The 24,425-nt window shown below is 55.3% G+C and carries 25 protein-coding genes and 1 tRNA gene; 5 read left to right on the top strand and 21 right to left on the bottom strand.

Annotated elements, in window-relative coordinates:
* Window positions 1–214 precede the first annotated feature (214 nt).
* Window positions 215–916 (top strand): DUF1223 domain-containing protein, encoded by a 702-nt coding sequence (locus tag EBB79_RS14940; RefSeq protein ID WP_127749630.1) that lies wholly within the window; start codon window positions 215–217, stop codon window positions 914–916.
* 40 nt (window positions 917–956) lie between these two features.
* Here EBB79_RS14940 and EBB79_RS14935 read toward each other — a convergent pair whose 3' ends face one another.
* The 6 genes from EBB79_RS14935 to EBB79_RS14915 all read right to left on the bottom strand — a co-directional run bounded on the left by EBB79_RS14935 (window position 957) and on the right by EBB79_RS14915 (window position 6,269).
* Complete coding sequence (locus EBB79_RS14935) at window positions 957–1,874, bottom strand: lysophospholipid acyltransferase family protein (protein WP_127749629.1); 918 nt, start codon at window positions 1,872–1,874, stop codon at window positions 957–959.
* Window positions 1,875–1,990: 116 nt separating this feature from the next.
* A complete protein-coding gene (locus tag EBB79_RS14930) occupies window positions 1,991–3,091 on the bottom strand; it encodes a flagellar motor switch protein FliG (RefSeq protein WP_127749628.1) in 1,101 nt (366 codons plus the stop codon).
* Between the two features lie 78 nt (window positions 3,092–3,169).
* On the bottom strand, window positions 3,170–3,700 hold the full coding sequence (locus EBB79_RS14925) for a tetratricopeptide repeat protein (protein WP_127749627.1): 531 nt from the start codon (window positions 3,698–3,700) through the stop codon (window positions 3,170–3,172).
* A 108-nt stretch (window positions 3,701–3,808) separates the two neighbouring features.
* Window positions 3,809–3,964, bottom strand: a complete 156-nt coding sequence (locus EBB79_RS24475; protein WP_164860827.1) for a hypothetical protein — start codon at window positions 3,962–3,964, stop codon at window positions 3,809–3,811.
* A 305-nt stretch (window positions 3,965–4,269) separates the two neighbouring features.
* Entirely contained in the window at window positions 4,270–5,574 is a 1,305-nt protein-coding gene (gene purB, locus EBB79_RS14920; RefSeq protein WP_127749626.1) for an adenylosuccinate lyase, read from the bottom strand.
* 143 nt (window positions 5,575–5,717) lie between these two features.
* Entirely contained in the window at window positions 5,718–6,269 is a 552-nt protein-coding gene (locus EBB79_RS14915) for a pyridoxamine 5'-phosphate oxidase family protein (protein WP_127749625.1), read from the bottom strand.
* A 236-nt stretch (window positions 6,270–6,505) separates the two neighbouring features.
* Here EBB79_RS14915 and EBB79_RS14910 point away from each other — a divergent pair, with 236 nt between their 5' ends.
* Window positions 6,506–7,072 (top strand): hypothetical protein, encoded by a 567-nt coding sequence (locus tag EBB79_RS14910; protein ID WP_127749624.1) that lies wholly within the window; start codon window positions 6,506–6,508, stop codon window positions 7,070–7,072.
* 514 nt (window positions 7,073–7,586) lie between these two features.
* Here EBB79_RS14910 and EBB79_RS14905 read toward each other — a convergent pair.
* Together EBB79_RS14905 and dddP are read right to left on the bottom strand one after the other, a co-directional pair.
* Window positions 7,587–8,816 carry a bifunctional alpha/beta hydrolase/OsmC family protein gene (locus EBB79_RS14905; RefSeq protein ID WP_127749623.1) on the bottom strand — a complete coding sequence of 410 codons (1,230 nt, stop codon included), beginning with the start codon at window positions 8,814–8,816 and terminating at the stop codon, window positions 7,587–7,589.
* A 215-nt stretch (window positions 8,817–9,031) separates the two neighbouring features.
* On the bottom strand, window positions 9,032–10,375 hold the full coding sequence (gene dddP, locus EBB79_RS14900) for a dimethylsulfonioproprionate lyase DddP (RefSeq protein WP_127749622.1): 1,344 nt from the start codon (window positions 10,373–10,375) through the stop codon (window positions 9,032–9,034).
* 156 nt (window positions 10,376–10,531) lie between these two features.
* Between dddP and EBB79_RS14895 the strand changes: the two genes are divergently transcribed.
* The gene (locus tag EBB79_RS14895; RefSeq protein WP_127749621.1) at window positions 10,532–11,293 is read left to right on the top strand and encodes a heme-dependent oxidative N-demethylase family protein; all 762 of its coding nucleotides are present in this window, start codon (window positions 10,532–10,534) and stop codon (window positions 11,291–11,293) included.
* A gap of 15 nt (window positions 11,294–11,308) precedes the next feature.
* On the opposite strand, the gene EBB79_RS14890 is transcribed toward EBB79_RS14895, so the two are convergent.
* From EBB79_RS14890 to EBB79_RS14870, 5 genes are all read right to left on the bottom strand, one after another.
* Window positions 11,309–12,106, bottom strand: coding sequence for a hypothetical protein (locus EBB79_RS14890; RefSeq protein ID WP_127749620.1), 798 nt, complete (start codon window positions 12,104–12,106; stop codon window positions 11,309–11,311).
* A gap of 223 nt (window positions 12,107–12,329) precedes the next feature.
* Entirely contained in the window at window positions 12,330–13,124 is a 795-nt protein-coding gene (locus EBB79_RS14885) for a lytic murein transglycosylase (RefSeq protein WP_127751020.1), read from the bottom strand.
* Window positions 13,125–13,217: 93 nt separating this feature from the next.
* On the bottom strand, window positions 13,218–14,468 hold the full coding sequence (locus EBB79_RS14880; protein WP_127749619.1) for an Hsp70 family protein: 1,251 nt from the start codon (window positions 14,466–14,468) through the stop codon (window positions 13,218–13,220).
* A gap of 224 nt (window positions 14,469–14,692) precedes the next feature.
* Window positions 14,693–16,099 (bottom strand): type I glutamate--ammonia ligase, encoded by a 1,407-nt coding sequence (gene glnA, locus EBB79_RS14875; protein WP_127749618.1) that lies wholly within the window; start codon window positions 16,097–16,099, stop codon window positions 14,693–14,695.
* Window positions 16,100–16,147: 48 nt separating this feature from the next.
* Window positions 16,148–16,486, bottom strand: a complete 339-nt coding sequence (locus EBB79_RS14870) for a P-II family nitrogen regulator (RefSeq protein ID WP_127749617.1) — start codon at window positions 16,484–16,486, stop codon at window positions 16,148–16,150.
* 169 nt (window positions 16,487–16,655) lie between these two features.
* Between EBB79_RS14870 and EBB79_RS14865 the strand changes: the two genes are divergently transcribed.
* A complete protein-coding gene (locus tag EBB79_RS14865) occupies window positions 16,656–18,272 on the top strand; it encodes an NAD(P)H-hydrate dehydratase (RefSeq protein WP_127749616.1) in 1,617 nt (538 codons plus the stop codon).
* On the opposite strand, the gene EBB79_RS14860 is transcribed toward EBB79_RS14865, so the two are convergent.
* Window positions 18,269–18,709, bottom strand: a complete 441-nt coding sequence (locus tag EBB79_RS14860; RefSeq protein WP_164860826.1) for a Hint domain-containing protein — start codon at window positions 18,707–18,709, stop codon at window positions 18,269–18,271. The two genes, EBB79_RS14865 and EBB79_RS14860, sit on opposite strands and share 4 nt — an antisense overlap.
* Before the next feature lie 294 nt (window positions 18,710–19,003).
* Here EBB79_RS14860 and EBB79_RS14855 point away from each other — a divergent pair.
* Window positions 19,004–19,088, top strand: a tRNA-Leu gene (locus tag EBB79_RS14855).
* 190 nt (window positions 19,089–19,278) lie between these two features.
* Here EBB79_RS14855 and EBB79_RS25270 read toward each other — a convergent pair.
* The 7 genes from EBB79_RS25270 to EBB79_RS14820 form a co-directional block, all read right to left on the bottom strand.
* Window positions 19,279–20,478, bottom strand: a complete 1,200-nt coding sequence (locus tag EBB79_RS25270) for a recombinase family protein (protein WP_274594816.1) — start codon at window positions 20,476–20,478, stop codon at window positions 19,279–19,281.
* Entirely contained in the window at window positions 20,375–20,605 is a 231-nt protein-coding gene (locus tag EBB79_RS25265; protein WP_127749613.1) for a recombinase family protein, read from the bottom strand. Before EBB79_RS25265 ends, EBB79_RS25270 begins: the two co-directional genes overlap by 104 nt.
* 11 nt (window positions 20,606–20,616) lie before the next feature.
* Window positions 20,617–21,012 (bottom strand): hypothetical protein, encoded by a 396-nt coding sequence (locus EBB79_RS14840; protein WP_127749612.1) that lies wholly within the window; start codon window positions 21,010–21,012, stop codon window positions 20,617–20,619.
* A gap of 215 nt (window positions 21,013–21,227) precedes the next feature.
* Window positions 21,228–21,665 carry a hypothetical protein gene (locus EBB79_RS14835; RefSeq protein ID WP_127749611.1) on the bottom strand — a complete coding sequence of 146 codons (438 nt, stop codon included), beginning with the start codon at window positions 21,663–21,665 and terminating at the stop codon, window positions 21,228–21,230.
* Between the two features lie 3 nt (window positions 21,666–21,668).
* On the bottom strand, window positions 21,669–22,421 hold the full coding sequence (locus EBB79_RS14830; RefSeq protein ID WP_127749610.1) for a hypothetical protein: 753 nt from the start codon (window positions 22,419–22,421) through the stop codon (window positions 21,669–21,671).
* 242 nt (window positions 22,422–22,663) lie between these two features.
* The gene (locus tag EBB79_RS14825) at window positions 22,664–23,677 is read right to left on the bottom strand and encodes an ATP-binding protein (RefSeq protein ID WP_127749609.1); all 1,014 of its coding nucleotides are present in this window, start codon (window positions 23,675–23,677) and stop codon (window positions 22,664–22,666) included.
* A gap of 37 nt (window positions 23,678–23,714) precedes the next feature.
* Entirely contained in the window at window positions 23,715–24,233 is a 519-nt protein-coding gene (locus tag EBB79_RS14820) for a hypothetical protein (RefSeq protein WP_127749608.1), read from the bottom strand.
* Between the last annotated feature and the right edge of the window lie 192 nt (window positions 24,234–24,425).

Raw genomic sequence — 24,425 nt, 5'->3', positions numbered from 1 at the left:
TCCCTTTGGGATGTGGAAATAGGGAATTCGCTGGGGGCTGTTTGCAACATGAGAGCCTTGTGTTCAATAGCTGAAACGTCGCAGAGTGTCGTTTTGTATGCAATAGTACACAAAATGCGAACGAACCGGTCACTTTGGTTTCAAGAATGATTGATTGGCTTTGCCGCTGTCTGGCAGATAAACCAGATTCGCAGAGTAAGTAGAAAGACCAGTAATGAACGTTTGGATATCCTTTTTGGCCGCACTGTGGATGGGGCTGCCGCTGACGGCACAGGCGCAGTCAGGACCGGTGGTGGTTGAACTGTTTACGTCGCAAGGATGTTCATCCTGCCCCCCGGCCGATGCTCTGTTGCATCGCCTGGCAGAGCGGGATGACGTACTGCCGCTGGCGCTGCACGTGGACTATTGGGATTACATCGGCTGGAAAGACCAGTTTGCCAGATCGGCGCATACTGTGAGGCAAAAGGGCTATGCGCATACCGCCGGTCGAACCATGATATACACGCCGCAAATGGTGATTATGGGGCAGGATGATGTGGTCGGCGCTGATGCGATGCAGCTGTCAGACGTGATTTCAAAGCATCTAAGCGAGCAGCCGAAAGTGCAGATTAAGACGGATCGAGAGGGGCAGGTATTGACCATCAGATTGCTGCCATTGGTGGATCTGCCGCAGGAAAACCTGAAAGTGCAGATTGTGCAGTTTGCCCCGGTGAAGACTGCTGAAATCACCCGAGGAGAGTTGGCTGGGCATCAATTCAACTATGCCCAGGTGGTTGAAGACTGGCAGCAGGTGGGTCCTTGGGATGGCCAAGCCGAGGCGGTAATTTCGGTGCCCCTTACAGGTGCACAACCGGTTGCGGTGCTGGTGCAGCAAGACCCGTTCGGAGCAATCCTTGCCGCCGCGCGGGTTGATTGAGCCCTATAGCTGCGTGCCGTGGAGCGCTGCGGCAAGGTTGTCAGTCCTGTACGGTTTTTGCTGGTCTGCGCGCGTAGGGCTTCCAGCGGCGATGAATCCAGAACCATTGCCCCATATGTTGACGCACCAGGGTCTCTAGATCATCGCAGACAGCGCGTGTCATGGTTACCGGATCGCTGTGTGGAATTTCCGCATGCATGGTGATTTCGAAATCCAGACCATTGTCATGCCGTATGGCATAGACTGGGATCATGGCAGCGTTATATTTCAACGCCAATTCTGCGGGTACAATAGATGTAACGGCCGGTTTGCCAAAGAATTCAATGTCTTCACCACCATGTGAATGCAGGTCAGCGACGATGGCGATGACGCCGCCGCCTTTCAGGTGGCGCACCATTTCCATCATGCCCCGGCGGCCTTGTTCGAACATCGGTTTGCCGATCCGTTCAATCGAGCGTACATAGTGGGCGTTGAAATAAGGGTTGGCCATGCGCCGGTAGAGAGCGCCCATGTTATGGCCCCGTCCGATCAGATTTGCACGCGCCGCATCGTAATTTCCGAAGTGGCCGGTCACCAGAATGACGGGTCGGCCCGCAGCCCGCGCGGCCTCCAATGCGGCCAAACCGGGCCCTGAGATCGGCGCCGCATGGGCCCTGTCCAGGAAGGGCTGACCGGCATAAAGCTCAATTAACGTGCGTCCGGCATTGTTGCTCACTTCGCGGCACAATGTGGCGACCTCAGCTTTGGACAGATCCGGGCGCGTCAATTTCAGATTATCACGGACACGTTTGTCAAACCCGACGACGGGTGCCAAGGCACTGACCAGACGACCCATTACTGGAACGCGCCAACGATATGGGATCAAGCCCAACCCGGCAATGACGCCGCGCAGGAATAAGTTGCTTGTCAGATATTTGGCGCGGGACATGCGCGACAGACCAGAAGGATCAATGGGCATGAAAGAGAGGGAACCTGTAGGATTGGGGCAAGATCAGCAATCGGATCATAAACCCCATACCTAGCGGGCACAAGCAGCCCGCCTAACCGCTGAGCTGGATGTCACTTGAACCGGGTCTAGCCCTCGTCTTCGTCATCTTCTTCCTGTGCACGAAGCTGCATCTCACCGGACTGAACCAGTTCGCGCATGACATTCACAACTGTATTCATAGCGGCCTCGCCGACAGAGGCTTTGACCTTGCCCTTTTCCGCGATTTCGTCACGAATGTTGTTGGCCATCCGGCCTGACATATTGGCGAGCATAAACTCGGCACTTGCGGTTTCGTCTTCGTCACCGGCAAAGGCAAAGGCAAAGGCGGTCACCAGATCCGGTTGAGGCACAACGCGGATAATCCGTGGTACGTCGATCATGTTGACGCGCTGATGAATAATCGCAAAGGTAAATATCGATTTGCGGACATCCGTGGCAAAATCTTCGTCCTCTTCGCCCAGAGCTGTCAGGACTTCCTCGCGCTTGGCGGCAACCGATTGGGTCAAAATGGCGCCAATACGCTCACCGGGGGTTTCTTCAAAGGCAATTTCCGGTCGCGCCTCAATCTGGGCGGCGAGAGACAGGCCAATGCGATCTACTGTTTCGGGTGTCACCGAACCGGTGTAGCGCACCGCATAGGTAATTCGGCGGGCTACTGGCCCCGGCATGTGACTGAGCATCTCGGCGGCCTTGGCGGTGTCCAGTTTTGACAGCATAACAGCAGCAACTTCAGTGCTTTCTGCTTCGGCCAATTCGGCAAGGTCCTCGGCTGGTAGGGTTCTAAGGCGCTCCCACGGATTGCCGAATTGGCGCACGCCAGCCTCTTTGCGCAGGCGGCGTTCCGTCTGGCGGCTGATTTTACCTTCCATTGCCGACAATGCACCGGCCAATCCATTGGGAAAAGACAGTCCAACGTTGTCCAGCATTTCAGCAAATTCATTGGCGACGGAATGCAGCGTGTCACGGTCCACTAGTCCCATCCGGCCCATTTGCTGGGTCAGCGCGGTTTGCATTTCGTCAGACAGTTCCTCCAGTGGGATGTCGGCCCCTTCGTTCAGCAAAAGACGCACAACAATTGCAGCTTTAGCCCTGCCATTCAGCCCGTTCATGGAGGAAGAGGGTGACAAAGCGTCAAAGCCGCCCAGAGTAGATGCCGGCGGTAACGCCAAGGCCAAATCGTGCTGCATTCTTGCGCCCCTATACCTAAAAGATTCTTCTTTGGTTCAGAAGCAGGTTACGCCAGTAGCGGTAAAGAAAGGCTGAAGTCAGTAGCTGAATCCCTGACCCATTTCCAAAGCCTTGCGCAGAGATTCTTCGGCCCAGGTTCCCGTGCCTCCTCGGGCCCGGATTTCTGTCCACTGGGCCAAGGCCTGCGCCGGCATACCCTGTTCGACAAAACCTTGCCCCATATAAGACCGGGCCAAAATATTGTTGGGGTTCTGCGCGATGGCCTGACTGTAAAATGCGTTTGCCAGCTCAATGTTGCCGAGCTTGCGATGGGTGAAACCCCAATAGGTCAGCACCCGGTCATCACTTTGGTCCGTCATTGCCAACAAAACACCCTGCGCGTCAGTATATCGACCGGCATAGGCCAGCTCGCGCACAGCACCGTACAATCCGTCAGTATCCAAAGAGGATTCTTTTGGCCGCACGCAGCGCTTTTTTGCTTCGTCCCAGACCCTGACACCCCAGCAGGATTTTGTGGTCTGCGTGGGTTTTGGGGCGCCCTTGTCGTCACCGCCCGCAGCAAAGGAATAGCCGGGCAAACACATGAGTAAAATGAGGAGCGTACGCATAATTTACTACCTGATTACTTGCAAAGCACGTCGTTACTTTACCCCTAAAAGTTCTGAACGTGAGATCACAAATGTCCGATCTCGTCGTCACATCTGGGTGATCCGACCTTAGCTCGAAACCTGTTTGGTACAGGTCATAGATTCGGCATCCCAGACCGTTCCGACGCCGCATGACTGAGTTTGCTGGTGCTGCTTAGAGCAGGCGAATGCCACATTGGCGGACATCAGGACGACAATAGTGGCGACTGCAATTTTGATACTCACGACAATTCTCCGTACTGGGGACTGTGTAAGTGTAGCCCAGACCCAAACGCGCATCAAAATCTGATCTCAGAACAGGGCAAATGAGCTGAAATTTGCCAAAGTCACAATTCCTGTTGAACTGAGGCAATAGTCGTTGATGAGGCTGTTTAGATGCGCAGTGGAAGGCCAAAATACTGCGGTGGTCAATCTCGCCCTCGGGCCCGTCAGGGTAGGTTTTTGGAAGTGTGGGTGACATAAATGTGCAGGCGCCGGACAACAGCGACCCGATGGGAGAGGCAAGGCCTGGTTACCCAGGCCTTGTCTTATTAGTCTTTGAAAACCCGAGCAAAGATCGTGTCGACGTGTTTGGTGTGATAGCCCATGTCGAATTTTTCGTTGACACCGTCTTCACCCAACGCAGCAACCACGTCGGCATCCGCCAGCAGCAGCTCGCGGAAGTCGAGACGCTCTTCCCAGACTTTCAGCGCATTGCGCTGCACCATGGAATAGGCGTCTTCGCGCGACACACCGGCCTGCGTCAGCGCCAGAAGCACCCGTTGGCTCATCACCAGGCCGGGGAACTTGTTCATGTTGTCCAGCATGTTCTGGGGGTAGACCAGCATCTTGTCGATCACGCCAGTCAGGCGGGCTAGGGCAAAGTCCAGGGTGACACAGGCGTCTGGGCCAATCGCGCGTTCGACTGACGAGTGCGAGATATCACGCTCGTGCCACAGGGCGACGTTTTCCAGTGCCGGCACAACTGCGGAACGTACCAGACGCGCCAGACCGGTTAGGTTTTCAGTCAGAACCGGGTTCTTTTTGTGTGGCATTGCCGACGAGCCTTTTTGCCCCATCGAAAAGAATTCCGCACCTTCCAGCACTTCGGTGCGCTGCATGTGGCGGATTTCCGTAGCGACGTTTTCGATAGAAGAGGAAATCACGCCAAGGGTGGCAAAGAACATCGCATGACGATCGCGCGGGATCACCTGAGTGGAAATCGGCTCGGGGCTCAGGCCCAGCTGCTCGCAAACATGTTCTTCGATGGCAGGGTCGATATTGGCGAATGTGCCAACAGCGCCTGAGATTGCGCCGGTGGCGACTTCTTCACGGGCCAGTTTCAGGCGCGCCAGGTTGCGGTCCATTTCTGCATAGAACCGGGCAAAGGTCAGGCCCATGGTGGTGGGCTCGGCGTGGATGCCATGGCTGCGGCCAACGCGGACGGTGTCCTTGTGTTCAATCGCACGCTTTTTCAGCGCGGCCAGCAACCCGTCCATGTCCTTGATCAGGATGTCGGCCGAACGCACCAGCTGTACGTTGAAACAGGTGTCCAGCACGTCTGATGAGGTCATGCCCTGATGCACAAACCGGGCTTCGTCACTGCCAACGTGTTCGGCAAGGTGGGTCAGGAATGCAATCACGTCATGTTTGGTAACAGCCTCGATTTCGTCGATGCGCGCAACGTCGAATTCAACATCTTTGGCTTTCCACACGGCGTCAGCGTTTTCACGTGGGATGACGCCCAGGTTGGCCATGGCTTCGCAGGCATGGGCTTCGATCTCGTACCAGATGCGGAACTTGGTTTCCGGAGACCAGATGGCAACCATGTCGGGGCGGGAGTAGCGAGGGATCATAGGCCAGGACCTTTGTAATAGGACGGGATGCGCGCCTATTAGATCAGGTGGGGCAAAACAACAAGGCGGGCAGGCGGGGATGGGGCAATTTGCCTGTAAAAGACCCCCTTGCCTGACAAAGTCTGCTAAATTGCAGGCAAATATTAGTGGTCGTCAAAAATTCCCGTCGGTGTTCCGTCAATGGTCGTCACGTTCTTTCGCCGCCAATAGTCCTTTACACCGTCCGGCCCCATCTCCTGATAGAAAGGAACAAGTTCGTCTTCTGCACGGGATTTCTGAAAATCCATCAAAGGCACGCCGGTGCCGCAGGACGTTTGAACAAGATCGATGGTGAGATCAAATATCTGGCGACTGCCTGCGATGTCTGGAAAATCCGCAACCATGTCGGTCCATTCAGGATCACGAGGGTGAAAAACCTTGGCCTGCCCATATAGGCGCAGGATCAATGCATAGCCCTCAAAGGCGCAAAACATCAGGGTCATTCGGCCGGTTGCCTGTACATGAGCGGCTGTTTCATTGCCACTACCGCTGAGGTTAAGCCAGGTGACGCGGTTGTTGCCTTTAATTCTTAGGGTATCCATGCCTTTGGGAGAGAGGTTGACCCGTCCGGTTTTATCCGCCGTCGCAACGAAAAAAAGAGCTTGTCGTTCGATGAAGGCTGTCAACGTGCCGTTGAGTTTTTTTCCAGTTGGCATTTTCATTCCCCGCAGTTTTGGAGAGTGGAACATAAGTGGAACATTCAGGCAAGAGTTAAGTTTGGAGAGGGATGGTTAAGGATCAGTGAGGCGACCAGGCGGCATTCAGAGGTGAGCGAGCAGGCACGGGATTGGAAAATGGTTCTTTCCTTTGTTGCTGACCTGTCCTTAACTTCCTGCAGTTGTCTTGCTGCGGTGCCCTTAGCTGCGGCCTCAGATTTTAAGGAGATGCGGGAATGCAAAATTTATTCCGCGAAGTATTAGCAGCAGGGTGGCTGGCCGCTTCGGTTGCCATCTTACCAAGCCTGACCCTGGCGGAAATGCCGATAACCTACAAAGACGAAAACCGTGCATTGTTCCATGTGTCGGTTCCCGATTTCTGGACCGTACGGGCCGGCGGCGAGCGAGCCGTCACAGCGCCGGGATCAAATGAGGCGCGTCTGATCAATCGCGTCATCGGTCTCACTCCGGTGTCGGAGGATGGCATTTGGATGGGGTTCATCTCGCCACATGGGGTTTCCACCTATGAGCAGTCGCTGGAGTACTTGCGTGGTGTTGGTCCGTTTTTGGTCAAGGACGCTGAAGTGCAGGAGCGCAAACAGATTTCGGTAGGTGGCCTGCCCGCGGCGCGACTGACTGGCAGTGGCAGCCGGGATGGAAAATCCGTGAGTTTTACGGCAGTCGTTGTTGATTTGCCACGCGACCGTGTGGCGATCTCGGTTGTGGTGATGGAGGCTGGGGTGAATCCGGATCTGGTGTCCGATGTGAACGCCGTTTTCGCGTCGTTCCGGGCGGTTAGGTAAAAGGAAATTGATGACATGCTGTTCAGATCAAAAAGAGTTTTACTAGCCGCGTTATTGGGAGCTGGGGTCGTTGGTATATCTGGGTGCGATCCCAACGCAACATATAGCGGTGGGGTGTACTATGACGGTTTGCTATGGAACGATTATTATAATGGCTACCCTCGACCGCCAAAGCCACCACGGCCTCCCAAACCGGAACATCCGATAGAGCCGCCAATTAACCGTCCCCCGGTTGTACGTCCGCCGATTGCGCGTCCACCAGTGGCCCGGCCGCCTGTGGTTCGACCACCCATCCATCGGCCGCCAGTCGCAAGACCGATGCCGCGCCGTTAACTGCTCCAAGGTCTCCCGCCCGTCGCCGGCCTCCCTATGGGAGGCGCGTCTTCCGTTGGGCGTGGCGCCGCGCTAGCGCGGCGCCACGCCCAAGACCGCAAGGGGTCTCTGCGTTAGCAGATGCACCGCGCGGGGGCGGGAGTTCACCGGGAAAACGGAGAATGGGTTTGCATTTGAAGTTCTAGCTTGTAGCGAGAGGACTTTGGAGTCTGGTAACAACCCGGGCCCCGTGTTCCAGAGTCCGGTGTACGGGGCATTTGTCGGCGATCTCTAACAATCGGCTCCTCTGTTCCGCACTGAGGTCACCCTGCAAGTGAACCACGCGTGTGAATTGATCGATGCGTGACGGGTTGCCGGTCGTGGCATCCTGGGCATGCACCTTGTCATGGCTGATCTCGACACTGACCTGCTGTAGAGGCCAGCCTTTTCGGCGGGCATACATGCGGATTGTCATTGAGGTACAGGCGCCCAGGCCAGCCGAGACAAATCCATAGGGCGACATGCCCAGATTGCTGCCGCCGTAGGCCAGCGGTTCATCTGCATAGGCATGATGATCCGGACCGGATTGGATATCTTGCAAGAACCCATCCGGCGTAACTTCACTCACTCGCAGGATCCCCTCGGGCGTGCCTGGAGGTGGGGCTGGAGGGGTCATGTCAATATAGCGACCGGCCCAGGCAGCAATCATTTCGGCGGCATATTCTGCATCCGGGGCGCGGCTGATCAGATGATCTGTTCCGTCCAGAGTGATAAAGCTTTTGGGGTGTTTGGCTGTGGTGAAAATATTTGCCGCGTTTTCGATTCCAACGATTGCATCCTGAGGCGCGTGCAGCACCAGAAGGGCGGCGTTCAAATGGGCGATGGCGACGTTCAGGGTTTCCGAGCGGATGTCGTCGACAAAAGCCTGTGATATCGTAAAGGGCCGCCCCCCCAATGTGACCTCGGCGGATCCCTTGGACTCTATTTCCGCCAATGCGCACGAGAAATTATGCGCCACATGGGCGGGATCAAACGGCGCGCCCAGGGTGACAACACCTTTGACCGAGGGGATGCCGGCCCGGGCACGCAATACGGCCGCACCGCCCAAGGAATGGCCGATCAGCAACTGAGGCGCCATGTTGCGACCTGCCAGATATTGTGCTGCGGCGATCAGGTCGGCGACATTGGAGGAAAAAGAGGTATTGGCGAACTCTCCTTTGGAATGGCCCAATCCGGTAAAGTCAAACCGCAACACTGCGATCCCCATGGCGGCCAGTCGACCGGCGATGCGCCGCGCCGCCGGGATATCCTTTGAGCAGGTGAAGCAATGGGCAAATAGGGCTGTGGCAAGCACAGGACCCTCTGGCATATCTAGCCGGGCGGCGAGTGGGGTTCCGGCGTGACCGGGGAATGTGATCTGTTCAGTGGGCATGGCGCGGCCTTTGCTGTGGGGTCTGCCTGAGAGTGAGCACGTAAAGCGCTGCCGACAAGACCTGCTACAAAAGCGTCACGCGAAGGTGATACCGGGCCTGTGCGACAATCTCGTCAAAACCCGACCCCACCCATGCCCGATGGACCCAGGGCCGTCGCGGATTTTCAGACGTCCTGAACCAAGGGGCATTCGTTTCATAGTCAATGACCTTAAGATCAAAGCTCTCCCATCAGTGCAGCATCAAACGGATAGGTGGTCAGATTTTCATAACCATCCTCGGTGATCAGTACCTGATCCTCAAGCTTGATAGAAAAATCGCCACCGACCTCGCCAACGCAGGCCTCGACACAGAGCACCATTCCGGGTTCCAGCGGGTAGTCATAGGCGCCGGCCACTGCCTTATCCGGATAAGCGACCAGTGGCCATTCATCACACAGGCCCACCCCGTGCATCAGGCAGCCATATTTCTGAGCTTGAAACTTGTCGTCCAGCTGGTGGCAATTCGCGGTCAGCTCGGGGATCATTACACCGGGTTTCAACATCTCCATATTGGTCATGATGTGTTCATGGGCGTGGCGCATGGCATAGACCATATCCGCGCGCGGTTTGTGATCGCCGATCCACCAGCTGCGCGAAATATCGATGCAGATGCCATAAGATCCAATCAGATCTGTATCAAACGAGATGATCTCATTTTGTTGAGTGATCCGGGGTCCGCATTCCTGAAACCAGGGATTGGTGCGCTGGCCTGACGACAGCAGGCGGGTTTCAATCCACTCGCCGCCACGACGGATGTTTTCGGCGTGCAGGACAGCCCAAATGTCGTCCTCACATGTTTTGCCATCGCCAACATTGGCGCGCGCGAAATGCTCCATTTCGGCCACGGCAGTCTCGCAGGCATGATTGGCACAGCGCATGGCAAGGATCTCGTCCATGCCCTTGATCGCGCGGGTCTTTTCAGTGACCTCTTCGCCCTCCATGATCTCGAAACCCTGCGCCTCGAGACTGCGCAGCCCGTGCAGCATGATCTTATCTACGGCCAGACGTTTGTTGTCGCCCGCGTGGGCCTGCATCAAGGTTCGCACTTCGTTGGCAAAGGCATCCGCTGCAACGTCCACTTTGTCGCCTCGGTCAAAGTAGAACAGATCAGCCCCGGATCGCTGTTCGCGCACAAGGGGGTTGAATGTGGACAGGAAGGGTGAGTTTTTATAATCCCAAATCACCATATAGCCATCCGCACAAAGCAGCACAGCGCGGAAGGGATTGTGAGAGTTCCACAGCTGCATATTGGTGCTGTCGGTGGCATAACGGATGTTGAGCGGGTCAAACATCAGCAAGCCGCCATAGCCACGGTCGACGATGGACTGCGTCAACCGCTGCCAGCGGAAATCACGCATCCGGGCCAGGTTTGGCAGCTGCAATCCGGCGTTTTCCCATTCTGTCAACGCAAGCTGAGTTGGGCCGATCTCGATCCGGTTGTTGTCGTTGGGGCTGCCATCCCCCAGGATTTCTCCTCGGGTCGGGTCAATTTTGCGTCTGTCACGGTAATGCTCGGTCATCGTTGGCTTTCCTTGCTGCACAGATGTGTCCAGTCTGTAGCCGTGTAAAAAGAATCGCCGCGCTGAATGCGACTTATTTGACGGTCGTTTTTACACTGTAAGATTGCGACCCAAGGTTATAGCCGACAAGCGAAGCTGCAGGTGCTATGTGGTCGCATGGACCCGATTTTACAAAAACAAATTCCCTATAATCCACTTATGCAAAAGGCATTGCCGGGTATACAACCGCTTGCCATGCAGGATTGGCTGCGCCCGGATGACGTCTTTGCAGCGCAGACCGCAGCACGCGCGCAGCTCCTTGATACTCGGCGCGAGGATGTCTTGATGCTGGATGTGGCGGCGATGCCTGCTGCACAAGAATTGTTGCGCATGGTTTTGGCGCAGCTGTATGCACCAGACAGCCAGCAGGTTCAGCCCGGTGATGGCCCTCCGGTCACGATCAATTGGGAGGACCCCTTGGGGACATTGGGGCGCATTGCCCAGCAGGACTTCTGTATTCTGGAAAAACGCGGTGACGAGCATGTCATGACAGGTGCAGTGCTGTGTTTCCCAGCTAGTTGGCAGTTGGCCGAAAAATTCATGGCTCCGCTGACAGGCATTCACACACCGATCGCCAGCTATGACGCATCCATTGCCGCCCGTGTTCAACGATTGTTCGACGGGGTGCAGCCCGGGCGACCTTTGTGGCGGTTCAATAGCTTGTGGTATCGCGACGCAGAATTGCATCAACCACGCAGGCGTTACAAAGAGCGGGATGACGCCTTTAACGCCACTGCTGGCTACATGCGCAGTGAAAAACAGATGATTATACGGTTGCCCGAAACCCGGGCCGTGGTCTTTTGCATTCACACCTACGTACTGGCCAGAAAAGATTTAGTGGCTCAGTGGGGGACTGGTCCGGCTGCAGAAATAGGGTGACAAAATCCCTATCTGTCAGAGCGAGCCGGAACTTTTCAAAAGAGCAGCGCAAGCGCTTAACGGCGGAATGAGGCTGACCAGGCGATGTTCGCTGCCGCGCATCAGGCCGCCGGCCCATGCGGTAAGTCGTTGATAGGATGCAAGTTTTGCGACGGGTGCCGGAGATTGAAACGCCGAAGCCTGCATCTTTGAACAATGACGCTCCAGCTCGGCTGCTGTCTCTTCGATTGGGGCGAACCGAGGCTGCGCAAGGGTCAGAGGTTGCGGCTGCATCGAATTGACATTGTCAAATGCACTGAGAAATTGCGACCGGGTCAAAGTTGCACTTGGGTCCATCCATTCGACGTGTTCAGCCGCTAGAACCGGCACGAGCCTGTACATAATGATGGCCATCAGCATTTCGCTGAGTTCTGTGTCGCAATGGGTTGGGAAATTAGGCTGCAAGGTGATTTCCACCCGCTGCAGGCTTGGCTGTATCTGGGGCTCTTCCGGGGCGTCTGGTTGATTCCCCATCCGCAGCACCAAGCGATAGTGATCACAGGTAAGCGCAATGACATCGCTGGCACGCGCACTAAACTGATCTACCGAATGGCCATATTCTTCCAGCGTATCGGCAATGATGCAGCTACACTTGGCCAGCGCGCCGCTGGGTATTCCGAAGTAAATTAAGCCGCCATAAATTTGGGTTTTCTGGGCCACCGTCAGGATCCTCCGCTCGGGTTGCTTGTAAGGAAACAATAGAATCCGAAAACGCGGAAAGTGAGGCGGAATACGCGGAAATGCTAAGGAATTGTTTCCGTTTTCACGGTTCAATTGGCTTTTGAAAGAATGTTTATTTTCAACGAGTTAATTTGGCGTGTCAGGTTTTTATGATAGAATTACGGCTGAACCGGGGCAGCGGACGGCCACATTGCTGCCAAATCTGTTACAATCCTGACCTGTGAGCCGGATTGTTTTTCGAGCCCGCATGGGGTTTTGCCCCAAGCCACTGCACGTTTTGCCTTAATCGCAGAAATATGGCGTGGAATAATGTGCCCTACCGGTCAATATCAGCGCCCATAATCGCCAGTGACTGTTGGTAAACGGTGGCGGCGTTCCATTGTTTCAACACCGCATAGTTCGGCTCTCCGGGCTGATAGCCTTTGCCTTTCTTCCAGCCTTTCTTACGCAGAAAATTAGCGGTTGAGGCCAAAGCGTCTGCCATATCATAGAAATCAACCCGCCCGTCGCCGCCCCAATCGACGCCGTACTGGAGCGCATTGCCGGGCAAAAATTGAGTATGTCCCAACTCGCCATGTTTGGCCCCGCGGGTGGCCGCAGTTATGGCGCCCTGATCGACCAGCTTCAACGCGCCTATCGCGTGCGGCAGAAAGAAGTCAGCCCGCCGGCAGTCATAAGCCAATGTCGTGATGGCGGGGACAATCTGACTGTCGCCCATAAAGTGGCCAAAGGCCGTTTCCATGCCGTGAATGGCGATTAGTATTCCGGCTGGTACACCATATTTGCGTTCGAGTGCGGCGTAGAATTCACGGTTACGGGCTTTGCGTTTGCGTCCCTGTGCGACGATTGTTGTCGACCCGCGAAGTTCCATGAATCTTTCCAGCGTATAGCGAAAGCTTTTTTGGTTGCGATCCGCCGAGATTGTCCGGCTGGCGTATTGCGCATTCTGCAGTGCCTGCAACCCTGGCTTTTTCACACCCGCCTTTCGGGCTTCGCGGGCGAAGTCATTCTTCCAGGCGGCAAATCCGGCTGATGTGTTGCCGCAGGGGGCAGCAAGGGCAGGACCTGCAAGGCAGATACAGAACACAGATGAGAACAGGGACAGGCGCATAAAACTGGCTTTCACTAAAATGGACCCTGTTGAGCCTAGTGCCCTGCGCCCGGAAAACCATGGGAATTATGCGCAGGATCTCTCCATTATGAGTTAGGAAAACGCCGTCGCGGCGGAAATGGCTAAGCCGTCAGCAACGGCTGTCAGGGCGTTTTCCTTGTGGACCTTGGCTTTTGGGAAAAGCTGGCGCATCCGTTGATCGATCACCGACATCAGAGAAGAACCGCCAACCAGAACAACCCGATCGACCTGATCAGTCGAAATTCCAGCCAACGCCAGGGTTTCAGCCGCGCCCGCGGCGATCTCATCCACCTGTGTTGCCAGAGAGGTCTGCACTATCTCTGCGGTCAACGGCACTATCAACCCGCGCTCCAGCTCTTTTAGATCAATGCGGGGGGCAGGGTGGTCCGGTTGGTTGCTTTGAATTTTACCACGCTCAACCGCAAAGGCGATATCATGGCCCAGCTCGTCCTCTAGTGTAGCGACCAGCCGTGCCAGTTTTGCTGGCTCGACCGCATTGCTGGCCAGATCCCGTGCCTTATGGCGGCTATCTGCGGCATACAGAAATGGGATCATCTGCCAGGTGGCCAGATCGTTGAAAATTCTGGCGGGTGCCGGCAAGGTGCCCAGGCCAAAGGCATTGCGGATGGCGGTGCCGCGTCCCAAAAGCGGCATCACGTGATCGATGCTTAAGCGGCGGTCGAAATCAGTGCCGCCAATGCGGATACCATAGCTGGCCAGAATCGCGGTCTCACCTGAGTTTTCTTGGCGAAACAGGGAGAAATCCGAGGTGCCGCCACCGATGTCAACGATCAGCCCAAGACCCTCATCCGGAACAGTGGCCCGCGCAGCGGCCTCGGGTTCAAACATGAACTGAACATCCTGAAATCCTGCAGCCAGATAGCAGTCGCGCAGATCGATCTCGGCCTGGGCGTTGCGAGCGTCATCCTTGCTATGAAACCGCACCGGACGGCCCGATAACGCATGGGTGAATTCCTGATAGGTGGCAGTTTCGGCCCGGGTTTTTACTTCGCGCAGAAAACGGGCGATGATTTCGACGAAATTGATCCGCTCCCCATTAAGCCGCCGTTCCTCGCGCAAGAGCGGGGTGCCCAGCAGGCTTTTGAGCGCCCGCATGAACCGGCCCTCTTCTCCGGCGATCAGAGCCTGAGTGGCGCTGGCACCGATGCGCATCCGGCGTGGCTGTTCTTCAAAGAACACCGCCGTGGGAAGGGTCTTTTCTCCGGGTTCCAGTTCAACCAACCAGGGGTGCCCGTTGACTGCGATACCAGCCGCTGAATTCGAGGTTCCAAAGTCAATGCCAAGGGTATTTGGGGCGCTCATCACGGGATCCTGTCAACAGCGGGAAAGCGCGGGGATACAGGGCAGGTGAGAAGGGATCAAGGGCTTATTCAACAGCGATTGTGAGCCCGGTGGAACTGGCGCGGATAAGCTAGCGTAGTTGGGTTACCCTTTTTTGGTTCCTGCGAGTGGAACCAAAAAAGGACGCCCCAGATTGGAGCGCCCTCTTGTCAGTTTAGTATGTGAGCGTGCCCACACCATTTAACTTAGCAGCTGTAATACATGCCAAACTCAACCGGGTGTGGGGTGTGTTCGAACAATTCAACTTCACCCATCTTAAGGGCGATGTAGCCGTCGATCTGGTCTTTGGTGAACACGTCGCCCTGCAGCAGGAAGTCGTGGTCAGCAGACAGACATTCCAGCGCTTCACGCAGGGAGCCGCAGACTGTTGGGATACCTTCCAGCTCTTCTGCTGGCAGGTCGTACAAGTTTTTGTCCATGGCTTCGCCAGGGTTGATCTTGTTCTTGATGCCGTCAAGACCAGCCATCAACAAGGCTGCAAAGCACAGGTATGGGTTGGCTGCTGGATCGGGGAAGCGGGCCTCGACGCGCTTGGCCTTTGGGCTTTCGGTCCATGGAATGCGAACACAACCCGACCGGTTGCGAGCCGAATAAGCGCGCAGAACAGGGGCTTCAAAGCCAGGGATCAAACGCTTGTAGCTGTTGGTCGCCGGGTTGGTGAAGGCGTTCAACGTTTTTGCGTGCTTCAGAATGCCGCCAATGAAGAACAGCGCCTCATCCGACAGATCAGCGTATTTGTCGCCAGCGAATAGTGGCTTGCCGTCTTTCCAGATCGACATGTTCACGTGCATGCCGGTGCCGTTGTCACCATAGATCGGCTTGGGCATGAAGGTCGCGGATTTGCCATAAGCATGGGCCACATTGTGGATCACATACTTGTACTTCTGCAACTCGTCGGCCTGTTTGGTCAGGCTGTCAAAGATCAGGCCCAGCTCGTGCTGACAAGAGGCAACCTCGTGGTGGTGCTTGTCCACTTTCATGCCCAGACGCTTCATGGTCGACAGCATTTCAGAGCGCAGGTCCTGGGCTTCGTCGATTGGGTTGACTGGGAAGTAGCCACCCTTGACGCCAGGGCGGTGGCCCATGTTGCCCATTTCGTACTCGGTGTCGGTATTCCAGGACGCATCGGAGGCGTCGACTTCATAGGACACTTTGTTGATCGAGTTACTGAAGCGCACATCGTCAAACAGGAAGAATTCTGCTTCGGGGCCCATATAGGCCACATCACCAATGCCCGATGACTTCAGGTAGGCTTCGGCTTTTTGAGCGGTGCCGCGCGGGTCACGCTGATAGGCTTCACCTGTATCGGGCTCGACAACCGAGCAGTGAATGCACAATGTTTTCTCAGCGTAGAACGGATCGATATAGGCACTGTCTGTGTCCATGATCAGTTTCATGTCCGAGTTTTCAATCGATTTCCAGCCTTCGATCGACGAGCCGTCGAACATAAAGCCTTCTTCGATGAAATCTTCGTCAACCAGGTCCACGTCGACGGTCACGTGCTGCAATTTGCCACGAACGTCGGTGAACCGGATATCTACATAAGCGACATCTTCGTCTTTGAGTGTCTTGAGAATCGCGTCTGCGCTCATTCCCTTGGTCCTTCTGATTGGATGATCTGTGTCTGTGAATGCTGTGTGTTACAGAGCGTCCGAGCCGGTCTCGCCGGTCCGAATGCGAATGGCTTGTTCGATGGTCGAGACAAAAATCTTGCCGTCGCCGATCTTGTCGGTCTTGGCGGCGTCAACGATGGCTTCGATCGCGGCATCGACCTGATCGTCGTCCAGAACGATCTCGACCTTCACCTTGGGCAGAAAATCCACCACATATTCTGCACCGCGATACAGTTCTGTATGGCCTTTCTGACGGCCAAAGCCCTTGACCTCGATGACCGAGAGTCCCTGTACACCGACGTCTTGCAACGCTTCCTTCACCTCGTCCAGTTTGAACGGTTTGATGATGGCTTCGATCTTTTTCATTCTCGGGCTCCTCACACCTTGTCGCGGTTGGTCAGATCACTTCTTATTAGGAACAGCAATGTATACCGCTACAAGTGTGAGGAAAACACCATTTGCTCGGCGCTCACATGCCTATTTTGGCATCGCTTAGCTTAATTTATGTGCGATATTGAATCGATGAGGCCTTGAGATGACTGAATTGCTAACCGCTGCCCAAATGCGCGCGCTAGAAATGGCTGCAATTGAGTCTGGTGACGTGACCGGGTTGGAGCTGATGGAGCGTGCGGGGCAGGGGGTTGTTGAGGCCATATTTGAGGAATGGCCTGAGTTGATGGGGCGAGGGACCAGCCCCTCGCGCTCCCCGGGATATTTAGAGCCAGATGAAAAGGATCCGCTGCGTGCAGTTGTGCTGTGCGGGCCGGGCAACAATGGCGGCGACGGGTTTGTGGTGGCGCGCTTGTTGAAGGAGCGTGGCTGGGATGTGGAGGTGTACCTGTATGGGGATGCCGAGAAATTGCCGCCAGATGCGAGGGTGAATTTTGAGCGTTGGGGAAAACTGGGAGCGATCTGCGTTCCATGTGAAGATGGCGGATTTAAGTACCCGATAGCTGGAATCGTTGTGGACGCATTGTTTGGTACTGGGCTGACGCGCCCGATTTCTTTGGGTGAGGGATTGTTTGTCGACTTCAACCTCTTGGGCGATCCGGGAATGTCCGGTGGTACAAAAGTTGTTGCGCTGGATTTGCCCAGTGGTTTGTGTTCTGACAGTGGAAAAACGGTTGGACCGGCTCTGTTCGCTGACCTTACGGTTTCATTTCATGCGCAAAAATTGGGATGTGAATTGGGCAACGGGCCTGAGCGCTGTGGCAAAACGGTTGTTAAAGATATCGGCCTTGAGCGTTTTGGTGTGATTGACCACCCACATCATTCGGGCTCAAAAACAGTGGGGGTCACTGCGCATCCGTGGCGTGGGGCTGTTGGAAAAAAGCGAGGCTCACACAAATATGCTAACGGTCACGCGCTGGTCCTGTCTGGCGGACACGGTAACACCGGCGCAGCGCGATTGGCCGCGCGGGGTGCTTTGCGCATCGGGGCGGGGCTAGTCACGTTGGGGTCGCCTCGTTCAGCGATGCTGGAAAACGCCTGCAACCTGACCGCAGTTATGTTGCGCCAAATCGATGGAGCACTGGGGCTGACCGAACTGTTGGAAGATGCCCGCTTTAACGCGATATGCCTTGGGCCAGGGCTGGGAATTCGGGCCGATACCCAGGCAATGGTTTTGACTGTCTTGAAGGAAAACCGGCCGACCATATTGGATGCAGATGCGCTGACCCGGTTTAGTGCCAAGCCAGAGGTGCTGTTTGACGTTTTGCACGAGGACTGCGTAATCACTCCGCATGGGGGTGAGTTTGCCCGGTTGTTCCCGGATATTGCAGAACGGCTGGATGCTCCTGCGACCGTGGGGCCAGCTTATTCCAAAGTGGATGCAACCCGAGAGGCGGCAAAGCGCGCCGGATGCGTTGTCTTGTTCAAGGGACCGGATACAGTCATTGCTGGACCAGATGGGCGTTGTTCCATCAATTCGGCGCAGTATGAGCGGGCCGCCCCTTGGTTGGCCACTGCGGGGGCGGGGGACGTCTTGGCGGGCTTTATCGCAGGTCTGATGGCGCGCGGGTTTGCTCCGATGCAGGCGGCAGAAACGGCGGCTTGGCTGCACGTGGAATGTGCCCGAAAATTTGGCCCCGGCCTGATCGCCGAAGACCTGGCTGAGCAACTGCCTGCCGTGTTTCGGGATCTGGGGCTTTAGGCGGCTGAACGCAGGTTGAGGGCAGTTTCAGTGGCGCTTGCTACCTCTAGTCCGCCGGCATAGATCACATGCAGGCGTTCTAGATGTACCGAGTAGAGATCAAGCATTTGCTGACCCTGATGGCAGATATACTCTCCATCCACCAACGAGGAAGCCGGAACAAGGGCTTGATTGCAACCAAATAGGGCCTGTGCACGCCAGTCTCGGATCAAGATCTGCTGGTTGGCAGGCAGAATCATTTCGTGTTCAGGACGCGTATCGCCCAGCGAGCCTGCTGCAACCGATATGGTTGGACTCATGACGTGCTGGTGAACGACAATCTGGACCCGTACCAGCCCTGCGTCGCGGGTAACGATATGATGGTCGGCCTGGATGTGCTGCACCAGAACTTCACCGCTACGTGTCAACACAACTGTGTCGCGAACTAAACCAGTCATCGGGGCGATGGATGATGACGAATTGCTTATTTCTAAACGCGGTTTCCTGTCCCGCGCAGGCCTATTGGGCTGCGTTTTCATTGCGTTCTCGCTCTGTCTGCCTCAGTTTTTTTCGGTAGAATGTGTGAACGTCGAGAAACTGTCGCGATCTTTTGCCGCCAATCGCAAACAAACTAAGAATATATCAATTTTTGTTGCTGGTACGCCATAAATACTAAAGATGTCGATTTGCTCTCGCATCCTGTGGAAAGCTTTGCTATCAGCGCCGCACGCTAGGTGTAACTGGCGTAAAGTGCGGGTGTGGCGGAACTGGTAGACGCACCAGATTTAGGTTCTGGCGCCGCGAGGCGTGGGGGTTCGAGTCCCTTCACCCGCACCATTTAGGACTTCCCCTTGCGGGATCCCCCCTGAAGCCTTGAACGGTAAGGATATTTTAGGTGTTCTAGCCCCCTCTTTCCGGCAATAGAAAATGCGGTCTGCGAAGGCGAGTTTTAGGACTATGCGACGCAGGGCGATGTGGCCTGAGTCCCATAGTTTCCAAGGGTTTGCGAGGAACGCCAGGACGGGTTCTAGTTTTTCTTCGAAGGTTGCGCTGTCAGAAGCTTGCAACGTTGCTTTTTCGGAAAATCCAGCCTTCTGTTTTCAAGCTCAGCGATTTTGTCTTCGTATCTGGCGATGACGGTGTTGTTGCTGGCAGCCAATATTCGGGTCAGCAGCGCGTCGATTTCTTTTTCGATGTTCATGACTTTGCGTTTGGCGGCGCTTACGATTTCGGCAGATTGGTTTCGCTGATGGTCCCAGGCGTATTTGAGCATTGCCGTGGCCAGGATGAATAGCTTTTGACTGGGTTGGAGTTGTTTGATCAGGTCTCCGACGTCGGATTCCACCTGATTGCGGGCAATGGATTTGCCGTAGCTCGCGTAGGCCTTGGATTGGCAAAGGTAATACGGGTAGCGTTTCGTTTTGCCTTTGGTCCAGCTTGAACGCAGCGGCGTGTTGCAATCGGCGCAGCAGACGAAGCCGCGCAGGGCGAAGTCATTGCCAATATTCTTGCGCATTGGGGCCTTGGCAACGCCATTACGGCGCGCCTGGACCTTCTCGTAGGTTTCGACAGAGATCAGCGGTTCGTGGTAGCCTTTCAGCCAGTTTATCCCGTAGACCTCACTGCAGATATATCCGGTATAAAGAGGCTGGCTGAGGATGTCGGTCACACGCTGTTGGCGAATCTCGCCGTGCTTATTGCGCGGGAAGTCAGGAAACTTCTCAAAGTAGCGTTTCACCTCAGCCTGGGTTTGGAAATGGCCAGAGGCATAGCGCTCGATGGCCTCGCGGATGATTGCATCAAACGGCGGGTTCGGGATCAGAAGCTTGCCATGCCCTTTGACGGTTTCGTAGCGATAGCCGACGGGTGGATTGTGGATCCAGTAGCCAGACTGCATGCGAGCCTTCATCTTCTGGGCGACTTGCCGTCCGTTTTGTTTGCGCTCCAATGCGCCTTGGGCGGCCATGATGGTTTCGATGAACTCACCCTCTGGTGTGTCGTCGAATTTGAAGTTCAGGCATTCGATGCTGGCCCCGCGCAAGCGGAAGGCGTCGCGCAGATCAAGGTGGAAACGGGTATCGCGGGCAAAGCGTTTGAGGTCGTCGAAGATGACGGTAAAACGCTCATTGGGTTGCGCATCTAGAAACGCCAGCAGTAGCCACCATGCCGGGGTGGCGCATAAAATCACCGCCGCCAGTGATCGTATCGGGAAAAACCATGGCGACATCATAGCCTTTGGTGGCGGCAAATTCGCGGCAGCGGACCTCTTGGCTTTGTAAGCCGTGGCCCTCTTCTTCTTGCGTGCGTGAGGAGACCCTACAATAGATAATTGCTTTTTGCGGCGTGTCTGTCATGCGGACTCCTCTTAGGTTACTGGTTTGATGGCCTGGGCGTCCTGCGAGTCTAGCACAGCAGCGTTGAGCAGCGCGGTCAGGTCGATGTCTTTTCCACAGGTTTCTGTGGTGGAGGAGACGTCGCAGCCGAGCTGCATGAAGGCCGAGACGATGGACCAGACAGTTTCGATCAGCTCACGGGCTTGCGCTTCCGGAATGCTGTCGTCGGCCAGCAGTGGCAGCCAATCCTGCCAATCAAAATGGAGTTTTGGCGATGTTGTACGGGTAATTTCAGTGGAAATGGGCGGGGTTTTGGTCGGCATAATAGTCCTTTCATTAAATGGCATGCCTCTCCCGCGTTCACTTTTCTGCCAGCGCGAAAGTGAACAAAAAGAGAACATCTTGCCGGATAAGTGCTTATCTGTCAAGGATTTTATTCCTAGAGATGCTGTAACGCTGACTGTCAGCGGCTTTGCGAAGTGTCGCGCGTCTTGGCTTGTGCGGGCTGGGCACGCCGCCTTTCCTTGAAGGCCTCGCGGTCCAAATCATGGGTTTGATGATGGGCGCGGCGCGCGAGTTCTGAGAGGCCCAACATGTCCTTGGCACGCAGGCTGTTTGTGTCGTGCAGGTTGCCCTCTTTATCCTAGTAACTGCGCGCGACTATGACGGAATGATAGCTGCCGTTCTCTGCTTCGTTGCGCCAAATGGCGGCCTTGAGGCTGCCCTCTCTTAAAACTTCTAAAGGGCGCTTGGGCTGCTTCGTGTTGTCCGACATTTTACGGTCTCCATTCTTTGGTTGGGATTTGAGGTGAGCCGTAGCGGCATGGCGGTGTTCTGACTGCCATCTGGCGTTGAAAGAAGCGGCATCGACGTCAGCACCCACCGAGGCTGGCGGGTTTGGTGCTGGATGCGGTTGCTCCTGGGCCACCATAGACGGATCCGGCAACGGGTGTGGTTGGGCGGTTTCGACATTGCCATTGGCGGCGAACAAACGCTTTAGGCGCAGATGTTGAAGCCGCTGAGCAAAATCGCTGCCCGGCAGATCCGGATGCGCATTGGCGTAGGTGATGGGTTTGGCCATGGCTCAGACCTTGACCCGCGACCACTGGTCGCTTCGATATTGGGGGAGGTGTGCAAAGCGTTGCGGTACTGGTTCAGTAATAACCCGGCGGGTGCGTTGGCCCCAACGGGTCTGCACGGACACACGATCCAGTGGCGGGTGATAAGGATTTGGATGGTAAAGCCCGGTCAGCGCCCTGTCGGTCCAGTAAGGCCTGCGGTCCAACTCAATCGGAAATGGTACGTCCTCGTGGAACAGATAGGCGCGATCCGTGGGCGTGTTGATGATTTCCTCTGGCTGGCGCAGTTGACGGTGTTGTTTGGTCTGGTGCTCTGCGGCAAGGCTGTGATGCGACAGGGCAAACCCGGCTTGCAACGGATCGTCTTCCCAATTCGGCACATCCGCCTCCAGACGTGCTGTGGGCCGCCCGTCGAATACCTCGTCGATGGTCTCAGGATCGATCTTGAGCGGCGAGCTCCTCGGCGTTTCGTACCGCACACCGTGGGCGAGGCCCTCATAGATGCGGTAGGCTGTGAACACGCGAACTTCCTGCGGTGCTAGCTTCAACCGGGCCAATTGGCGTCCGGCCACACAGGCAAATTGTTGTGTCAGCAAATCCGCCTCAGGCTTCGCCCGAATGGTCATTGCCAATAGTGGCGGCAATTCTTCCGTTGCACTTAGCCCATCAACCGTCAGATCAGTGTTTGGCTTGCATGGGGCTTCCACAATGCGCCCGCATCGGGTGCAAAACCCCAGGGTTTGTTCAAGTTCAGACATCTCGTTTCCTTCCCGCGCCGCATCGGCACGTGGTCATGGTCTCGAGATGCCCGGTCGGAGGTTTCAAAAGGGTCGCCACGATCCCTTCGAAGAACAGCTGTGTCCCCGCCGGACATTTCAAGCAGCGGCAGGGTCAGCATCAGTGATTCGGAACCGGCAAGTCTCAGGCTGGTCACCGGCAAAACCGGTCAGGGCATGTTATTTGGATGAATTTGATGGGTTGTCGCGGATATGTTGGTTGCCTAGACCTCACCACGCTTCATCCGCTCAAACATTTCGGTGATCGGTAGGAGCAGTTCAGCATCCGGCTCGACACCCAGGTTTTCACAGAGTTGCACGTAGAATGAACACATGGCGCCCACCCTGAAGCGTTGATCCCCAGAAAGGGCTGCGAATATCGCTTGAACCAGTTTTGGCCGTTCCTCGGGATAATCGATGATAAGAAGGGCCCCGACGCCGCCGGATGCCAGCTTGACGCTGGTATTAGGGTCGCGGATGTCACCGGGAAGGAAGCCAACTTTCCAGCCAAGTTTTTTTAGCTGTAAAGCTGCCTCGGCGGCGAGCCTCGTTTTCCCGACACCACCAGGACCATGGATTAGGTGAATCTTGCACCTTGGATCGGGGTCTTCGGCCCACTCTTTGATATCGGCGATTTCCTGGCTGCGCCCGTATTTTTTCGATACTCCGTTGCTCCAGTGCAGTGCCTCCAGAGGGAGAAGGTTGCCGTTTTCAAACAATGCATCGGTGTCCCTTTCCGGAAAGTCCAAAGATTTCATTCCGGACTCATACGCTAGGCACAGCTTTACATTTCCGAATTGGAAAGCATCAAGGCCATCGCCTTGAGCTGGAGTATCGAGACCCATCCGTCGGAGTTTGTCCTCGAAATGTTGATAGAAAGTAGATTCTTCAAAGAGTTCGCGACTGATCGCGTCTGCATAGCCAGTATCTTCTTCCCCAAATTGAAAATGGTAATAAACGGCTTCAACGGTTAACCTATCGCCGCGCCCTCTCTTGATACTTTCGAGCCTACTTGTGTTCGGCTTACCACCGTCTCGCGGAGAATGTTGCTGCCGAGTTGTACCGGATGTGCCATCGGCTTTGTCAAAAATCTTTTCATAGGCTGCTTCTGCGGCCATCGCTGACAAGGTGTTTTGTCTAAAAGAGATAATTTGAGGTTGAACCGCGGAGAACAGTACAGAGTTTTTTGCCTCAGGAACCAATAGGTCTTGAAATTGCTTGAAAGTAGGAATTTTCACTCTGAATCACTCCGGACAAATCAGCCAGAGTGAGACGTCAAATATCTAGAGTTTCAACCCCTCCGTTCGGAGCGGGCCATGGTTCTCCGTGACTATAGAACTCTTCATGAATGACTTGACCGGTTTTGGGGTCACGTTCAATGATTGCTGGTCCGTCACCACGGTGCAATATGTTCCCACCCAAATCGTGGTACTCTTCATATGTGACAACACCAGTATTGGCATCACGATGTTCGATAACTGGTCCGTCATCGGGGCGGTCAAAGCGGACATGAAGGTACCAATTTTGACATGTCAAATTGCCGGTTTTTAAGTCTCTCTGAACAATTGCAGGTCCGTCTTCACGGTGAGGCTGGCCTAATCGGTAGTATGACTCCTCTGTGAAAATCCCTGATTTGCTGATAGAGCGCCGCGCAGGCAAATTTCCGTCACGATGTGGTATCCCGTCTCTGCGCCAGGATTCCTTTGTGATATTGCCCGTTTCCGGATCGCGCCAGACTTCGGCAGGCACGTCATCGCCATGACGTTTACCATCGCGATGCCAGGCCTCGTACATTATTACACCCGTTTCCTCGTCGGTTTGGCGCTCTAGATAAAATTCTTCGGTTTTTATTTTTGTCTTTCATTACAATATCATACGTTGTGATCACAAATCAAACTTTCTGTATACCTTGGAACTGTTTCGCTCTGCACACCCCAGTGGAAGCGGGGCGCGACTGAATTGCATTCACAGAAATTGTTCCGCCAG

This window comes from Parasedimentitalea marina, from assembly GCF_004006175.1.
GTDB lineage: Bacteria > Pseudomonadota > Alphaproteobacteria > Rhodobacterales > Rhodobacteraceae > Parasedimentitalea > Parasedimentitalea marina.
The sequence above is the reverse complement of the archived record's forward strand: the minus strand, read 5'-3'. Positions and strand labels throughout refer to the sequence as shown.